The organism is Saccharothrix ecbatanensis (assembly GCF_014205015.1).
Classification (GTDB): Bacteria; Actinomycetota; Actinomycetes; order Mycobacteriales; family Pseudonocardiaceae; genus Actinosynnema; species Actinosynnema ecbatanense.
Window position 1 is genome coordinate 1012211 of record NZ_JACHMO010000001.1, and the last position, 14809, is coordinate 1027019.

Sequence of the window (14809 nt, forward strand, 5' to 3'; positions counted from 1 at the left end):
ACGGCCGGGTTCAGCGGCCCATGTCGGCGAGCTGGTGCTGCAACTTGTCGTGCAGCAGGTCCACGGCCTCCTGGTAGGTCTCGGCGCTCGCGTTGGCGTTGACCGGTGTTCCATTGACGTCCAGGGACGCGTGCGCCGCCAGCAGCCGAGGCCCGTCGGTGCTCAGCCGGACCTTCGCGTAGGAGATGTCGGCGGGGGAGTACTTGGCGACGGTGGCGACTTTGGCGCGGGCGTAGTCGGCGGCTTCGCCGGACACACCGGCGGCCAGGTCGACCCTGATGGTGACGATCTCGTGCACGTGGCTCATGCCTCCAGCCTCGCCGTTGCCCGCGCCGGTCGACAGTGACCAAGGTCCCGGCCGGCAGGGACCCTCGGAACTGGGGCCGGCCCGATGACGAAACCAAGCTGGGGGCCATCACCCCGAAACCTGGTCAGGAGAGCGAGATGTCGCAGCAGCCGGAGAACACCGTGCCGGACTTGTCCTTGGTCGATGCCTACTGGCGGGCCGCGAACTACCTCTCGGCAGGGCAGATCTACCTGCTGGACAACCCCCTGCTGACCGAGCCGCTGAGGGCTGAGCACATCAAGCCCCGCCTGCTGGGCCACTGGGGCACCACGCCCGGCCTGAACTTCGTCTACGCCCACCTCAACCGGGTGATCAACGACCGGTCCCAGGACGTGCTGTTCGTGACCGGTCCGGGTCACGGCGGTCCGGCGCTGCTGGCCAACACCTGGCTGGAGGGCTCATACACCGACACGCACCCCAACGTGCAGCGTGACGGCGAAGGCATGCGCAAGCTGTTCCGCCAGTTCTCCTTCCCGGGCGGGGTGCCCAGCCACGTGGCGCCCGAAGTGCCCGGCTCCATCCACGAGGGCGGCGAGCTCGGGTACTCGTTGGCGCACGCGTTCGGCGCGGCGTTCGACAACCCCGACCTGGTGGTGGCGTGCGTCGTCGGCGACGGTGAGGCCGAGACCGGGCCGCTGGCCGCGAGCTGGCACGGCAACAAGTTCCTCGACCCGGCGAACGACGGCGCGGTGCTGCCGATCCTGCACCTCAACGGCTACAAGATCGCCAACCCGGCGATCCTGGCCCGCATCCCGCACGACGAGCTGGACTCGCTGCTGCGCGGTTACGGCTACGCCCCGTTCTACGTGGAGGGCGACGACCCGGCCCTGCTGCACCCGCGCATGGCCGAGGTCTTGGACGAGGTGTTCGACAAGATCCGGGCCATCCAGGACGCCGCTCGCGCCGGGGACCCGGAGCGCCCGCGCTGGCCGATGATCGTGCTGCGCACGCCCAAGGGCTGGACCGGTCCGTCCGAAGTGGATGGTGTGCCGGTGGAAGGCACGTGGCGTTCCCACCAGGTGCCGCTCTCCGGCGTCCGCGACAATCCCGGCCACCTGCGGCAGTTGGAGGCGTGGCTGCGCTCCTACCGGCCGGAGGAGCTGTTCGACGCCGACGGCCGCCCGAAGCCAGAACTGCTGGCGTTGGCGCCGCGCGGTGAGCTGCGGATGGGCGCCACCCCGCACGCCAACGGCGGCTTGCTGCTGCGAGAACTCCGCATGCCCGGCACCGCGCCGTACTCGGTCGAGGTGGTCAAGCACGGCACCACCACGTCCGAGCCGACCCGCGCACTGGGCCGCATGTTGCGCGACGTCATGACGTTCAACGCGGCCGAGAAGAACTTCCGCGTGTTCGGCCCGGACGAGACCGCCTCGAACCGCCTGGACGCGGTGTTCGAGGTGACCGCCAAGCAGTGGTTGGCCGAGAAGCTGCCCACCGATGAGCACCTGGAGCGCAGCGGCCGGGTGGTGGAGGTGCTGTCGGAGCACCTGTGCCAGGGGTTCCTGGAGGGCTACCTGCTGACCGGGCGGCACGGCCTGTTCAACTGCTACGAGGCGTTCACCCACATCGTGGACTCGATGTTCAACCAGCACGCCAAGTGGCTCAAGACCCATCGGGAGATCGACTGGAGGCGCCCCGTGGCGTCGCTGAACTACCTGCTCTCGTCGCACGTGTGGCGGCAGGACCACAACGGCTTTTCCCACCAGGATCCAGGCTTCATCGACCACGTGATGAACAAGAAGGCCGAGGTCGTCCGCGTCTACCTGCCCGCCGACACCAACACCCTGCTGTCCGTGGCCGACCACTGCCTGCGCAGCCGCGACTACGTCAACGTCATCGTCTCGGGCAAGAACTACACCCCGGACTGGCTCGACCCCGAGGAAGCCGACTTGCACTGCGCGCGCGGAGCGGGCATCTGGGATTGGGCCGGCACCGTCGACGGCCTGACCGAACCCGACGTCGTGCTCGCCTGCGCCGGTGACGTGCCCACCCTGGAGATCATGGCCGCCGCCGCGTTGCTGCGCGAGCACCTGCCCGAGCTGAAGATCCGGGTGGTCAACGTCGTGGACCTGATGCGGCTGCAACCGGACACCGAGCACCCGCACGGCATGCCCGACCGCGAGTTCGACGCCCTGTTCACCCCGGACAAGCCGGTCCTGTTCGCCTACCACGGCTACCCGTGGCTGATCCACCGCCTCACCTATCGCCGCACCAACCACCACAACATCCACGTGCGCGGCTACAAGGAGGAAGGCACCACCACCACACCGTTCGACATGTTGGTGCTCAACGACATGGACCGCTACCGGCTGGTCATCGACGTGATCGACCGGGTGCCCGGCCTGGGTGTCAAGGCCGCCGGGTTGCGCCAGCGGATGCAGGACCAGCGCACCCGCCACCACGCCTACATCCGTGAGCACGGCGAAGACCTGCCCGAGATCCGCGACTGGACTTGGCCCTACTGATGAACGTGCTCGTGGTCAACACGGGCTCATCGAGCCTGAAGCTGTCGGTGCTGGGCGAGGACGACACCGTCCTCGCCCAGCACCACGTCGAGCGGTGGAACGGCACACCGAACCTCGACCTGTCACTGCCGCCCGTGCACGCCGTGGGCCACCGCGTCGTCCACGGCGGCACCCGCTTCACCACCCCGACCCTCGTCACCCCCGACGTTCGCCGCGAGATCGCCGCCCTGACCGACCTGGCCCCACTGCACCAGCCCAGGGCGTTGGCGGGCATCGACGCGGCGCAAGCGCTGTTCCCCGACGTGCCGCACGTGGCGTGCTTCGACACCGCCTTCCACCGCACCCTGCCACCCGCCGCGGCGACCTACGCCCTGCCCGCCGCCTGGCGCGAGCGCTGGGACCTGCACCGCTACGGCTTCCACGGCCTCTCCCACGCCTACGCCTCCCGCCGCGCGGTCGAACTGGCCGGCGGCGGCACCCGCGTCGTGACCTGCCACCTCGGCTCCGGCTGCTCCCTGGCCGCCGTCCACGACGGCCGCTCGGTCGACACCACCATGGGCTTCACCCCACTGGCCGGTCTCCCCATGGCCACCCGCAGCGGCGACCTCGACCCCGGCCTGCTGCTGCACCTGCTCGACCACCTCACCCCCGCAGAACTGGCCGACGGCCTCGCGCACCACTCGGGCCTGGTCGGCCTGTCAGGTCGCGCCGACCTGCGCGACGTGCACACCGCGGTGGCCTCCGGCTCCGCCGACGCGCGACTGGCGCTCGACGTCTTCGTCCACCGCCTCCGTCAGGGCATCGCTGCCATGGCCGCATCGATGGGCGGCCTGGACCTGCTGGTGTTCACCGGCGGCATCGGGGAGCACGACGCCGAGTTGCGTGCTCAGGTGGTGGACGGCCTGGCGTTCCTGGGCGCTGCCCTCGACGTTGAGACCAATGCTGCTGTCCTGGGTGATACCAAGGTCAGCACGGAGGCCTCCACATCGGCGGTCTGGGTGGTCGTCTCTCGAGAGGACGCCGTGATCGCCGCAGCGACGAGGAACGCTTGCCCCTCCAGCCGGTGCAGCAAGGGATCCTCCAACCGGGTCGGACACGCCGGATAGCCAGACGACGCACCGGACTTCCGCTCGTGCTCCTCGTCGACGTGGCATACTGACCGCATGTCGCGTAAGGGTTTCAGAGGGGCGCCTCCCAAGGTGTCGCCAGAGCTCTTGCGCGCTCGACATCTCGAAGCTCCCGCTCAGCGGGAAGCCCGGCTGTCGATGGCCGTCCTGTTGGGTGATAGCGATGTTGTAGTCGGCGATCACGGATCGCTCGGTGCCTACACGTCTCTGATCAACACGACGGTAGCGGCTTCTGGGATGAGCCGTCGTGAACTGGTTGGTATGGCGCGTGCTGACCGCGCTGTGCACGAGACGATGCCTGACAGCGGCATCGACGCGGACGTCGACGTCGAGCGGTGGGATCGGTTGGCGCGGGAACTCCGCAGATCCGACCCCGGTCGTCAGCGCACCGAGTGGTTGGGCATTGAGGCGTTCGCGCCTGCTCACGCGTCGCGAATGAGGCGGTTCGTCGCAGAGCAGTGCGGACTTTTTCGGTTCTTCGTGAGTAAATCTCAAGAATTTCTTGGCACGTCTGCCGCGACCTACTTCCTTGCTACGGGTTCCGGCAAGACGATCACCATGTTGTGGTCTGCTATGCAGACTCGTCTTGAGCGTGCGATTGACAGCTTGTTTGTCTCCTGGGTCCTGCTGCTCAACCTCCGTGGCGACGGCAAGTTGTACTCGATCTTGCAACGCGTCAGGTTGGCGTCGCAGGTGGCTGCCGCGTTCCCGGATCAGCCGCCTGGTGAGGTAGTTGTGGCCTCAGGTCGCATGCCGCGTGGTCCTGATGTCCCTCGAGAGGTCCCTGTTCTGGCCCCTCGCGGGATGCGGTTCGTCCTGGCTTAGCCAAGTCGGTCTGCCCCGCTAGTCTTTGCGGAGTTGACCCATGAATACCGCCGGCACTATTGCTGCTCTTTCGAGCTTTATTGGTTCTACTGTCGCCGCAGTTGCCTCGGCACCACCGTGGGTGGTTCTGCTCCTCATCGGTACCGCTTTGTTCATCGTCATCGCGATGGCGGGACCGGCATGGATCACGGCGCTGACCGCATGGCATGAGGCCAAGGCGAGGCGAATCGACGATGCCCAGCAACAGGCCGAGAAAAGGCGCCGGGAGTTGCCGTCATCGACGGAGCGGCAGCCGGATGTGGGGCAAGTCGGTCAGTCCGCATCACGCCGTCGACGCCGTCGCAGGAGGCGCGGTAGGGGCGGTACGGGGAAGGCGGACGTATAGGTCTGGGTCATGTCGGCGAGCTCGCGGTGACTTCATGTCCGCAGACCCTGTGCGCGGAACTGGCCGCGCACATGTTCAACCAGTTCCGAGTCGGGGATCGGGGTGTCGGCCAGCGCGAACGGTAGGCCGATGGCTTCGTACTTTGGCGTGCCCATCTTGTGGAACGGCAGTACGTCGACCCGATCCACACTGTCCATAGTGGAGACGAACGAGGCGATCCCCTCCACGTTGTCCGTCGCGTCGGTCAAGCCGGGAACCAGGACGAATCGGATCCACATCGGCTTGTCCAGGTCGGCCAGCCGGCGGGCGAACCGCAGGGTCGGGGCGATCTCGCCGCCGGTGACGTGCCGGTAGGTGGTCGGGTCCCAGGACTTGATGTCCAGCAGCACCAGGTCGGTGTCGGCCAGGAGTTCGTCGGTGGCGCGGTCGCCGGGGAATCCGGAGGTGTCCAGGGCGGTGTGCAGGCCCATGCCCTTGACGGCGTGCAGCAGTTCGGCGGTGAACTCGGGTTGCAGCAGCGGTTCGCCGCCGCTGATGGTCACGCCGCCGCCGGCGACATCGATGAACCGGCGGTACTTGGCGATCTCGGTCACCAGGTCGTCCACGCTGACGCGCTGCCCGTACCGCGCGAACCGGGTCTCCGGGTCGTGGCAGTACAGGCAGCGCAGCGGGCACCCGGCGGTGAACACGACGAACCGGGTGCCGGGGCCGTCCACCGCCGTGGCGAGGTCCCAGGAGTGGACGGTCCCGGCGGTCATCACAGTGATCCGTGGAACGTGCGGTTGACCACGTCTCGTTGTTGTTCGGGTGTCAGGCGGACGAAGTTCACCGCGTAACCCGACACTCGGATGGTCAGCTGCGGGTACTTCTCGGGGTGTTCCATCGCGTCGAGCAGGACTTCCCGGTTGAGCACGTTGGCGTTGAGGTGGAAGCCACCGGCGTCGGTGTAGGCGTCGAGCACGCCGACGAGGTTGGCCACCCGCTCCTCGGTGTCGCGGCCCAATCCGTTCGGCGTGATGCCGGCGGTCAGTGAGATGCCGTCCAGTGCCTCGTCGTAGGGCAGCTTGGCCACCGACAGCGCCGCCGCGACCAGCCCGTGCCGATCCTGGCCGTTCATCGGGTTGGCGCCGGGTGCGAACGGTTCGCCCGCGCGTCTGCCTTCCGGGGTGTTGCCGGTGTGGCGGCCGTAGACGACGTTCGAGGTGATGGTCAGCACCGACTGGGTGTGCAGGGCGTCGCGGTAGGCGGGGTAGCGGCGTACGAGCGCCATGAAGTCCTCGACCAGCCCCACCGCGAGGGTGTCGGCGCGGTCGTCGTTGTTGCCGTAGCGGGGGAAGTCGCCCTCCACGGCGAAGTCGACGGCCAGGCCGGTGTCGTCGCGGACCACCCGCACCTTCGCGTGCTTGATCGCCGAGAGGCTGTCCGCGACGACCGACAGGCCTGCGATGCCGCAGCCGAGCAGCCGCTGGGCGGGGTGGTCGTGCAGGGCCATCTCGATGCGTTCGTAGGCGTACTTGTCGTGCATGTAGTGGATGATGTTCAACGCGTCCACGTAGGTGCGGGCCAACCAGTCCAGGGTGCGGTCGAACGCCGCGCGGACATCGTCGTAGTCGAGGTGCTCGCCGGCGATCGGAGGTTGGTGTGGGGCGACCAGTTCGCCGGTCAGCTCGTCGCGTCCGCCGTTGATCGCGTACAGCAGCGCCTTGGCGAGGTTGACCCGTGCGCCGAAGAACTGCATCTGCTTGCCGACCTTCATGGCCGACACGCAGCAGGCGATGGCGGTGTCGTCGCCGAAGCGGGGTCGGATCAGCTCGTCGTTCTCGTACTGGATCGAGCTGGTGTCCACGGACACCCGTGCGCAGAACCGCTTGAAGCCCTCCGGCAGCGCGGGCGACCACAGCACGGTCAGGTTCGGCTCCGGCGCGGGTCCCAGGTTGTAGAGGGTCTGGAGGAACCGGAAGCTGGTCCTGGTCACGAGCGGGCGGCCGTCCTCGCCGATGCCGCCGATGCTCTCGGTGACCCAGGTCGGGTCGCCGGAGAACAGTTCGTCGTAGGCGGGGGTGCGCAGGAACCGCACGATCCGCAGCTTGATCACCAGGTCGTCGACGAGCTCCTGGGCCTGCGACTCGGTCAGCCGCCCGGCGTCGAGGTCGCGCTGGAGGTAGATGTCCAGGAACGTCGAGGTGCGACCCAGCGACATCGCCGCGCCGTTCTGCTCCTTCACCGCCGCCAGGTAGGCGTAGTACAGCCACTGGACGGCCTCACGGGCGGTGTTCGCCGGTCGGGAGATGTCGTCGCCGTAGGACCGCGCCATCTGCTTCAGCTCGTCCAGGGCGCGGATCTGCTCGGCGAGCTCCTCGCGGTCGCGGATCACCGCTTCGGTGGACGGCACGTCGTCGATCGCGGCACGCTCGGCCCGCTTGGCGTCGATCAGCCGGTCCACGCCGTAGAGCGCGACGCGCCGGTAGTCGCCGATGATCCGCCCCCGCCCGTAGGAGTCCGGCAGACCGGTGATGACCCCGGCGCGGCGGGCGCGTTTGATCTCGTCGGTGTAGGCGTCGAACACGCCGTCGTTGTGCGTCTTGCGGTACTTGGTGAAGATTTCTTTGACGGCTGGGTCGAGCTCGTAGCCGTAAGCTTCCAGACCGGCCTCCACCATGCGCAGGCCGCCGCCCGGCATGATGGCCCGCTTGAGCGGGGCGTCGGTCTGCAACCCGACGATCAGCTCCTGCGCCCGGTCGAGGTAGCCGGGGCGGTGGGAGGTGATGGTGGACGGCGTGTGCACGTCCACGTCCAGAATGCCGCGTCGGCGTTCCTCGGCGAACAACCCGGACAAGTCCCGCCACAGCGTCTCGGTCCGCTCGGTCGGTCCGGTCAGGAACCCGTCGTCGCCCTCGTAGGGGGTGTAGTTGGCCTGGATGAACCCGCGCACGTCGATGTCGTGCCGCCAGTTAGCGCCGCGGAACCCGGTCCACGCGTCGAGGCGTTCCTCCACCGCGGTCATCGCGTCAGCACCACTTTCAGCGCGCCGGTCTCGGCCGCCCGTTCGAAGACGTCGTAGGCCGCCTCCATCTCGTCCAGCGCGAACCTGTGCGTGGCGAACCGGTCGGCGTCCAGCCGCCCCCCGGCCAGCATCGTCAGCAGCGTCGGCGTGGTGACCGTGTCGACCAGGCCGGTGGTGATGGTGACGTTGCGGATCCACAGCTTTTCCAGGTGCAGGGTGGCCGGCTTGCCGTGCACGCCGACGTTCGCGACCCGACCGCCGGGGCGGATCAGCCGCGCGCACAGCTCGAAGGTCTCCGGCACGCCCACCGCCTCGATCGCGAGGTCCGCGCCCAGCCCGCCGGTCAGCTCGAACACGACCCGCTCGACGTCGTCGGCCGCGTTCACCGTCACATCCGCACCGAACTGCTTGGCCGCGTCCAGCCGCGCCTCGGCCAGATCCACCGCCACGACGTGACCGGGGCTGTAGAAGCGTGCGGTCTCGATCGCGGCCAAGCCGATCGGCCCGGCACCCACGATGACGACCGTCTGACCGGGCTGGACCTTCCCGGCGAGCACGCCGACCTCGAACGCGGTGGGCAGGATGTCCGACAGCATGACCGCGGCGGTGTCGGTGACACCGTCGGGCAGCAGGTAGGTCGAAGTGTCCGCGAACGGCACCCGCACGTACTCCGCGTGCGTGCCGTCCACGGTGTGGCCCAGGACCCAGCCGCCGCCGCCCAGGCACTGCCCGTACATCCCGGTCCGGCAGTACGAGCACCTGCCGCACGCGCTGATGCACGACACCAGCACGCGGTCGCCCGGCTTGATTTCGGTGACCGCCGCACCGACCTGCTCGACCACCCCCACACCCTCGTGGCCCAGGATCCGGCCGGGCTCCACCTCGGGCACGTCACCCTTGAGGATGTGCAGGTCCGTGCCGCAGATCGTCGCCGCGGTGATCCGCACGATCGCGTCGGTCGGGTCGACCAGCTCCGGGTCGGGCACGTCCTCCCAGGCCTTCCGGCCGGGACCGCGATAAACGAGCGCCTTCATCGTCTCCTCCTCGAATTCCGTCCACCTCGAGCGTCGGCCAAAACGTGGACAGGAGGCAGAGCCGTCGGTCCCGGCGGCTACGGCGAAGGTCCCGGTGCGGACGGGACCGTTCGCCGCTGTGCGGTCACCGGGGGAAGGCGAACCGTGGGAGGTGACAGGAAAGGTGGTCAGTCATGGCTCGGGCACTCGTGGTCTACGAATCCATGTTCGGCAACACCAAAGCCATCGCCGAGGCGATCGGGCAGGCGTTGGCGGCCGATGTCGTCGAGGTCTCAGACGCACCCGACGTGCTGCCTGACGACGTCGGCCTGGTGGTCGTCGGGGCGCCCACGCACGCCTTCAGCCTCAGCCGCCCCGCCACCCGCCAGTCCGCCGCCAACCAGGCCACCGGCGACCTGGTGTCCACCGGCCGCGGCGTCCGCGAGTGGCTGGACACCCTTGCACCGCTCGGACACCACGTCACCGCGCACGCCTTCGACACCAGGGTCAAGGTCGGGTGGCTGCCCGGCTCCGCCGCCAAGGCCATCGCCAAGCGGCTGCGCGCCCTGCACTTCCAGGTGCCGGGCAAGCCGATGTCCTTCCACGTCGGCGGCACCCCCGGCCCGCTGCTGGTCGGCGAGCCCGCCCGCGCGGACGCCTGGGCCCGCTCGATCCTCGCCGAGGCTCGGACCTGAACGCCGTTGCCGCCGGGGCCTGCGTCGGCGAATCGGCCGCACGCAGGCCCTCGACGGCCTCGACCTGATCGTCCTCCCCGGTGCACGGGCTGCCAGCCACCACGTCACCGCGCCCGCCTGCGACGCGGGTGTTGTCGGCGAAGTCCTGACCACAAGCTCATGCTGGACAGGCACCTGCGCACCATCCCGGTCGTGCGGGACGGCGTCCTCGTCGGAGTCGTCGCCAGGCGCGGCCTGCTGCGCATGATCGCCCGGGACGACGACGTGATCGCGACCGACGTGCGGCACCAGCTGTCCGTCGCGTCGGGCCGCGTCCCATGGCGGATTTCGGTCACCCGAGGGGTGGTCGCGCTGGCGGGTGAAAGGTGCGGACGACGTGGAGCGGCACGTCGCCATCGTGGTGGCCGGCGCGGTGCCGGGGATGGTGGGCGTCGAGATGGCCGAGTACAACGGCACCGCGTGAGGCGCACCGCGTCCGACCGGCCTGCCGGACCGGCAGCATGTCACTCAGGCGTTGTGCTGTAGGTGATGTCCGCTTTCGTGTAGTCGAACTGGGCGTAGGCGAAAGGCCCGTCGGGTAGGTGCCAGACCGCTGTGCCGCGACGGGGGCGTATGCGGCCCGCTACCAGGTTCCAGCCTTCGACCGGGGTGGACCAGCGGGTCTTGACCAGGCCCTCGGGCAGGTCTGCCCAGCGGTCTTCGGTGGTGAACTCGCGTGGTGCGCCGCGGTCGTCCACGGTGACCCGCGCGGTGACGGTGTTGTCGTGGTCGGTCAGGGTGAGGCCGAAGGTGTGATCGTCGATCGCGGTCCACTCGACGGGCAGGCGCAGCAGCATCGACGGTGCGAGCAGGACGGCGTCGTTGAGGAACGTCACCAGCTCGCCGAGGTCGAACTCACGGCCTTTGCCGTCCGCGACTGCGAACAGTCCCAATGCAGTGGCGTGCATCCGGCCGTGTCCGTGCTCGTACAGGTCCTCGGCCTGCACCGGGATGAGGTGCGCGAGCCTGAGTCGCATGCGGAAGTCGCGGGTCAGGTCGGCGGCGCTGTTGTGCTGCTCGCTCGTGCAGGCGATCCAGCGCTGGTCCGGGCGCATCCGGAAGAAGCCGTGCGCGGTGGCGTGGAACGACATGTCGGCCGGACGTCCCAGCACGCGGGTGAACGTCAGGTAGCGCTGTGCCGGCTCGGGCAGGTGGGCGATGTCGTCCGCGGTGATGGGAGCGGCGTGAACCGTGCTCGTCATTGGTGGCACCTCCACCTCCGAGCCTGCTCCACCCGCTGTGTGCGCCGCAGAGCCGGAGGTCATCATCGAGCGGGGACTTCCGGCGCGTCGTGCAGGTCAGTCGAAGGTGCTGCTACCGGGCCCTTGCGGAGGTGTCCGGCAAGCGCGCACGGACCAGTGCTCGCGGCGTCGTCGTTCCCTTCGACAGGCACCACCACGACCGGGCACTTCGCGTACCGCACGCAGTACGACACGACCGATCCGATCGCCGCCGCGCCCGCCCGGTGGTAGTGGTGGCCGCCCAGCACCAGCACGTCGGCGTCCTCGGCCAGACCTACGAGGGCCGGACCGGCCTCGCCGTCCACGACCGCTTCCTGGATCCGTGCGCCCCACGTCGTGCCGAGTCTTGTGACGGCTTCGCGCAGCACCCGCCGTTGCGCGGCGTGCAAGGCATCGTCGCCACCGCACACCTCGGGGTATATCCGGCAGACCGACACGGCCAGCACGGTGCCGCCCTCGGCATGCCGTACGGCCCACTCCAGGGCGACGGTCCCCGCCGGCGAGGCGTCGACGCCGACGACGGTCCTCTTGGTCCAGGTCACGATCTCGTCCTCTCCACCCGGACGCGTCGGAGCGGGCGAGCCCCGCCCGCCCGCTCCTGTTCGCGTCATCGCAGCCAGGTGTGGTCGCGGACCACGGGCAGGGTCGCCCACTGGCGGCCGAGGCCCCAGGTGGCGCCCGCGCCGGTGAGGGCGACGGCGATCAGGGCGACGGCGTAGATGATGTGGTAGTCGATGATCGGGTTGGTGGACATGCTGGGTTCGCCGGCCGAGGTGAACTGCGCGAGCGGCCACTCGGCGGCCCACATGAGCAGCATCATGAGGGTTCCGGCGATCGCGGCGACGCGCAGGCCGATCCCGGCGATGACCGCGACGCCGATGGCGAACAGGCCCAGCATGAACAGCCAGTCGGCCCACCATGCGCCGGCCCAGGCGTGGAAGGTCGACTCGAACGGGCCGACCGCGACACGACTGAGGAAGCCCTTTGTGGGCGATCCGCCGTTGATCCACGCGTTGGCCGACTTGGTGGCGTAGTCGAGCCCGAACAGCTTGTCGAAGAAGGCCCACAGGAAAACGAACCCGGTCGTGATCCGCAGGGCCGCGAGCGCGATTGCCCCGGCGTCGGCACGGACCGCCGTCGTGGCGGTCGCACGGGCAGTGGTCCCTGTTGCGGCACCGGAGTGGCTGAACGCTGTCATGGTTTCTCTCCTCTTGCTCTCGTCTGCGACATGAGCTTCGCGCCCGCGCCGGTTGTGCGACGCGGGCGAAGGTCCCTGATCGACGGGGACGTCCGGCACCACGTTCGGCTCCCGGGTCTTCACGGGTCGACGTCCGCCGCCACCAAGGCGTGCAGGAGCTTGACCAGTTGGACCACGAGGGCGATCGACACGGCGACGAGCACGATGGTCAGCGTCGTGCGCGTGATCGTCGTCCACGGGATCTCCGTGTCGTCGAACCTGAAGGGCCACACCGCCGACATCGACGTCAGCGCGGCCAGCGCCGCTGTCGTCGTCAGCACGTCGCCGAGCAGGACCAGCCGCCGTCGGGGGAACAGCGCGCAGAGCGTGTTGACGACGACGCCGAGTGCCAGACCGATGTCGATCCACACCACGACGTCGATCGCGTCGTCGGTGAGGAACGGAACCGTGCGCCACCCCGGAGAAACGTTGATCAGGACCAACAGGATCACGTCTACCACCGCGCCGACCAGGTATCCGGCGCGCGGTTCCGCCGTGACGGACGGTCGGATCGATGTGCTCGTCATCGTCCCCTCCACCGGATCGGGTGTCGCTGTCCCATCCATCGTCGGTTGCCCAAGAGGTCGCGGGCAGGGGCGGAAGACCGCGTCAGGGCGGGACCGGAGTCCCGCTCTGACGTGCCTCTCGATCGAACCGTCAGGTCTGTGGCGGCTCGTGGCGCTCGACGTCGACCGACCACTCGCCGGCGAGGGCGGCGATCGCCGCGACGGCTGCCACGACGGGGGCGGCGACGGCGACGACGACGCCTGCCGTCACAGGGATCTCCATCACGGTGTGGCCCTTGTCGTTCTTGATGACCAGACGCCGAACGTTGCCCTCATGGAGCAGTTCCTTGACCTTCTCGACGAGCGCTTGCCCGCGCAGGTGCGTGGTCTTCCGGGCTTCCAACTGCTCGGTCATGTCGTACCTCCGTTCCCGGTCACCTGGTCAGGTGTGCCGGCTGGTGGGTGACGTCCTCGATGTCGGCTGTCGCGGCGTCGAGGAGCTGGTGCGCGAGGTCGGACAGCGCCCTCGCCGTGGCGAGCTCGTCACCGATCTCGGGGATGTCGGTGTCGGCCGGGTTCAGCCTCGCGGTGCCGACACCGACCAGGTGCGTGTTGTCGCGCGTGTGCAGGCGTGCCTTCGCCGTGGTCTTGTCGTCGTGCTCGTCGATGGTGATGTCGACGCGCCACTGCTTGGTCTCTCGCATCGGGTCCTCCTCCACTCGGGTGCCGGTGGTCAGCCGTCGCGGGTGTCGACGTGGTGCTCGATCCGCACGGCGACACGTTCCAGCGCGGCTCGGTGCCGGCGTTCGTGGTGGTCGCAGAAGGTCAACTCCCCGTCGTGCAGCACAACGCGCACTCGGGCACGCGCGCCGCAGCGGTCACACCGGTCTTCGACGGGGTTCAGGCCGGTCGTGATCGTGTCGAGCGCGGTGGTCATCGCTGTGGTCATGACGGACTCCTCTTCCTTGACCTCCAGCGTTCTCTCGGGCGGTGGGGTGGTACAGGGACCTTCGACCCGCGCCGGTCGGGATCCGGAGCAGTCGCCGGCACCTGCCCGGTGGGACCTCCGACCCTGGGGTCCGCCGTGCCGGAGGTCGAAGCTGGACGCGCATGGGTCGGTGTTCGACATGCCACGCCCACCCGGAGGAGGAACCGCCATGACCAGCCGCATGAACGACCACGGCACACGCACGGACCAACCGAAGGACTTCGTCGTCTCGTGGCCCGCGGAGGACGATCCTCCGGAGACCCGGGCGCTCCCGGCGGTCCGGTCCGACGCGCTGGCCGGAGAGCTGTCGCTCGACGGGTTCCACACTGGACGGCTGTGGACCGGCGGAGCCGCGACCGCGCTGGTTGCCGGGCTGCTCGCGGTCGTCGGGATCCTGGTGGCTCGCGGGTTGCTCGACATCGCGGTACTCGCCCCGAAGGGCGAGGGCGCCTGGGGCAACGCCAACACCCTGACCTACGCGCTCGCCTCGGCGGTGTGCGCGTTCGCCGCCACCGGCCTGGTGCAGCTGCTGCTGACCACCACTCCCCGTGCGGTCCGGTTCTTCACTTGGATCATGGTGCTGCTGACCGCGATCGCCGTGGTGTTGCCGCTGAGCCTCGACGTGGCCGCCGAGAGCCGCGTGTTCACCGCCGTGCTCAACGCCACGATCGGCCTCTCGATCACGGCGCTGCTGTCCGGCGTCGTGGGCAGTGCCCGCCGACGGTGGAACGCGTGAGCCGAGCTGGACGCGATCCTGGAGAGCTCCATTTACCTGTTCAACCGAGCGGTGGCAACCGTAGACCCTGAGGTCGTTATCCCTGGCCGCGCTGCGCCGTCGACAGCGTGGAGCGCCGCGCGGTGACCAGGGACGTCAGGTGCGTTCAGAGAGGACCTTCGGCGGCGGCGTGGCTGGTGCGGCCGGCCCATCGTGGGAGAGC

Annotated in this window: 16 protein-coding genes; 5 read left to right on the forward strand and 11 right to left on the reverse strand. The window is 69.1% G+C overall.

Features of this window, described 5'->3' with window-relative positions:
• Positions 1-10: 10 nt before the first annotated feature.
• Positions 11-307, reverse strand: a complete 297-nt coding sequence (locus F4560_RS04570) for an HPF/RaiA family ribosome-associated protein (protein ID WP_184916638.1) — start codon at positions 305-307, stop codon at positions 11-13.
• Positions 308-444: 137 nt separating this feature from the next.
• Here F4560_RS04570 and F4560_RS04575 point away from each other — a divergent pair, with 137 nt between their 5' ends.
• The 3 genes from F4560_RS04575 to F4560_RS04585 all read left to right on the forward strand — a co-directional run bounded on the left by F4560_RS04575 (position 445) and on the right by F4560_RS04585 (position 4763).
• Positions 445-2811 (forward strand): phosphoketolase family protein, encoded by a 2367-nt coding sequence (locus tag F4560_RS04575; protein WP_184916641.1) that lies wholly within the window; start codon positions 445-447, stop codon positions 2809-2811.
• Positions 2811-3917 carry an acetate/propionate family kinase gene (locus F4560_RS04580; RefSeq protein WP_184916645.1) on the forward strand — a complete coding sequence of 369 codons (1107 nt, stop codon included), beginning with the start codon at positions 2811-2813 and terminating at the stop codon, positions 3915-3917. Before F4560_RS04575 ends, F4560_RS04580 begins: the two co-directional genes overlap by 1 nt.
• 159 nt (positions 3918-4076) lie before the next feature.
• Positions 4077-4763 (forward strand): hypothetical protein, encoded by a 687-nt coding sequence (locus tag F4560_RS04585; protein WP_184916648.1) that lies wholly within the window; start codon positions 4077-4079, stop codon positions 4761-4763.
• Positions 4764-5180: 417 nt separating this feature from the next.
• Here F4560_RS04585 and pflA read toward each other — a convergent pair whose 3' ends face one another.
• From pflA to F4560_RS04600, 3 genes are read right to left on the reverse strand one after another with little or no spacing between them, the layout of a single operon-like run.
• Positions 5181-5906, reverse strand: coding sequence for a pyruvate formate-lyase-activating protein (pflA, locus tag F4560_RS04590; protein ID WP_184916651.1), 726 nt, complete (start codon positions 5904-5906; stop codon positions 5181-5183).
• The gene (gene pflB / locus F4560_RS04595) at positions 5906-8152 is read right to left on the reverse strand and encodes a formate C-acetyltransferase (RefSeq protein ID WP_184916654.1); all 2247 of its coding nucleotides are present in this window, start codon (positions 8150-8152) and stop codon (positions 5906-5908) included. Before pflB ends, pflA begins: the two co-directional genes overlap by 1 nt.
• Complete coding sequence (locus F4560_RS04600; protein WP_184916657.1) at positions 8149-9186, reverse strand: zinc-dependent alcohol dehydrogenase family protein; 1038 nt, start codon at positions 9184-9186, stop codon at positions 8149-8151. Before F4560_RS04600 ends, pflB begins: the two co-directional genes overlap by 4 nt.
• A gap of 173 nt (positions 9187-9359) precedes the next feature.
• On the opposite strand from F4560_RS04600, the gene F4560_RS04605 reads away from it, so the two are divergent.
• A complete protein-coding gene (locus F4560_RS04605) occupies positions 9360-9860 on the forward strand; it encodes a flavodoxin family protein (RefSeq protein ID WP_184916660.1) in 501 nt (166 codons plus the stop codon).
• A gap of 503 nt (positions 9861-10363) precedes the next feature.
• On the opposite strand, the gene F4560_RS04610 is transcribed toward F4560_RS04605, so the two are convergent.
• The 7 genes from F4560_RS04610 to F4560_RS04640 all read right to left on the reverse strand — a co-directional run bounded on the left by F4560_RS04610 (position 10364) and on the right by F4560_RS04640 (position 13832).
• Complete coding sequence (locus F4560_RS04610) at positions 10364-11101, reverse strand: DUF6544 family protein (RefSeq protein ID WP_184916674.1); 738 nt, start codon at positions 11099-11101, stop codon at positions 10364-10366.
• A gap of 62 nt (positions 11102-11163) precedes the next feature.
• Positions 11164-11682 (reverse strand): universal stress protein, encoded by a 519-nt coding sequence (locus F4560_RS04615; protein WP_184916677.1) that lies wholly within the window; start codon positions 11680-11682, stop codon positions 11164-11166.
• A 65-nt stretch (positions 11683-11747) separates the two neighbouring features.
• Positions 11748-12338: a DoxX family membrane protein gene (locus tag F4560_RS04620; protein WP_184916679.1), complete on the reverse strand. Its 591-nt coding sequence runs from the start codon at positions 12336-12338 to the stop codon at positions 11748-11750.
• 119 nt (positions 12339-12457) lie between these two features.
• The gene (locus tag F4560_RS04625) at positions 12458-12904 is read right to left on the reverse strand and encodes a hypothetical protein (RefSeq protein WP_184916682.1); all 447 of its coding nucleotides are present in this window, start codon (positions 12902-12904) and stop codon (positions 12458-12460) included.
• Between the two features lie 130 nt (positions 12905-13034).
• Complete coding sequence (locus F4560_RS04630) at positions 13035-13298, reverse strand: DUF4342 domain-containing protein (protein WP_184916685.1); 264 nt, start codon at positions 13296-13298, stop codon at positions 13035-13037.
• A 19-nt stretch (positions 13299-13317) separates the two neighbouring features.
• The gene (locus F4560_RS04635) at positions 13318-13587 is read right to left on the reverse strand and encodes a DUF1876 domain-containing protein (protein WP_184916688.1); all 270 of its coding nucleotides are present in this window, start codon (positions 13585-13587) and stop codon (positions 13318-13320) included.
• 29 nt (positions 13588-13616) lie between these two features.
• Positions 13617-13832 carry a DUF7455 domain-containing protein gene (locus F4560_RS04640; RefSeq protein WP_376775271.1) on the reverse strand — a complete coding sequence of 72 codons (216 nt, stop codon included), beginning with the start codon at positions 13830-13832 and terminating at the stop codon, positions 13617-13619.
• Between the two features lie 208 nt (positions 13833-14040).
• On the opposite strand from F4560_RS04640, the gene F4560_RS04645 reads away from it, so the two are divergent.
• Positions 14041-14607: a DUF6069 family protein gene (locus F4560_RS04645; protein ID WP_246477726.1), complete on the forward strand. Its 567-nt coding sequence runs from the start codon at positions 14041-14043 to the stop codon at positions 14605-14607.
• The last annotated feature ends 202 nt before the right edge of the window (positions 14608-14809 follow it).

What these genes read in the sequence shown, in the direction of transcription:
- F4560_RS04570 (WP_184916638.1), bottom strand. Translation starts at nt 307, where the DNA reads ATGAGCCACGTGCACGAGATCGTCACCATCAGGGTCGACCTGGCCGCC.
- F4560_RS04575 (WP_184916641.1), top strand. Translation starts at nt 445, where the DNA reads ATGTCGCAGCAGCCGGAGAACACCGTGCCGGACTTGTCCTTGGTCGAT.
- F4560_RS04580 (WP_184916645.1), top strand. Translation starts at nt 2,811, where the DNA reads ATGAACGTGCTCGTGGTCAACACGGGCTCATCGAGCCTGAAGCTGTCG.
- F4560_RS04585 (WP_184916648.1), top strand. Translation starts at nt 4,077, where the DNA reads ATGGCCGTCCTGTTGGGTGATAGCGATGTTGTAGTCGGCGATCACGGA.
- pflA (WP_184916651.1), bottom strand. Translation starts at nt 5,906, where the DNA reads ATGACCGCCGGGACCGTCCACTCCTGGGACCTCGCCACGGCGGTGGAC.
- pflB (WP_184916654.1), bottom strand. Translation starts at nt 8,152, where the DNA reads ATGACCGCGGTGGAGGAACGCCTCGACGCGTGGACCGGGTTCCGCGGC.
- F4560_RS04600 (WP_184916657.1), bottom strand. Translation starts at nt 9,186, where the DNA reads ATGAAGGCGCTCGTTTATCGCGGTCCCGGCCGGAAGGCCTGGGAGGAC.
- F4560_RS04605 (WP_184916660.1), top strand. Translation starts at nt 9,360, where the DNA reads ATGGCTCGGGCACTCGTGGTCTACGAATCCATGTTCGGCAACACCAAA.
- F4560_RS04610 (WP_184916674.1), bottom strand. Translation starts at nt 11,101, where the DNA reads ATGACGAGCACGGTTCACGCCGCTCCCATCACCGCGGACGACATCGCC.
- F4560_RS04620 (WP_184916679.1), bottom strand. Translation starts at nt 12,338, where the DNA reads ATGACAGCGTTCAGCCACTCCGGTGCCGCAACAGGGACCACTGCCCGT.
- F4560_RS04625 (WP_184916682.1), bottom strand. Translation starts at nt 12,904, where the DNA reads ATGACGAGCACATCGATCCGACCGTCCGTCACGGCGGAACCGCGCGCC.
- F4560_RS04630 (WP_184916685.1), bottom strand. Translation starts at nt 13,298, where the DNA reads ATGACCGAGCAGTTGGAAGCCCGGAAGACCACGCACCTGCGCGGGCAA.
- F4560_RS04635 (WP_184916688.1), bottom strand. Translation starts at nt 13,587, where the DNA reads ATGCGAGAGACCAAGCAGTGGCGCGTCGACATCACCATCGACGAGCAC.
- F4560_RS04640 (WP_376775271.1), bottom strand. Translation starts at nt 13,832, where the DNA reads ATGACCACAGCGATGACCACCGCGCTCGACACGATCACGACCGGCCTG.
- F4560_RS04645 (WP_246477726.1), top strand. Translation starts at nt 14,041, where the DNA reads ATGACCAGCCGCATGAACGACCACGGCACACGCACGGACCAACCGAAG.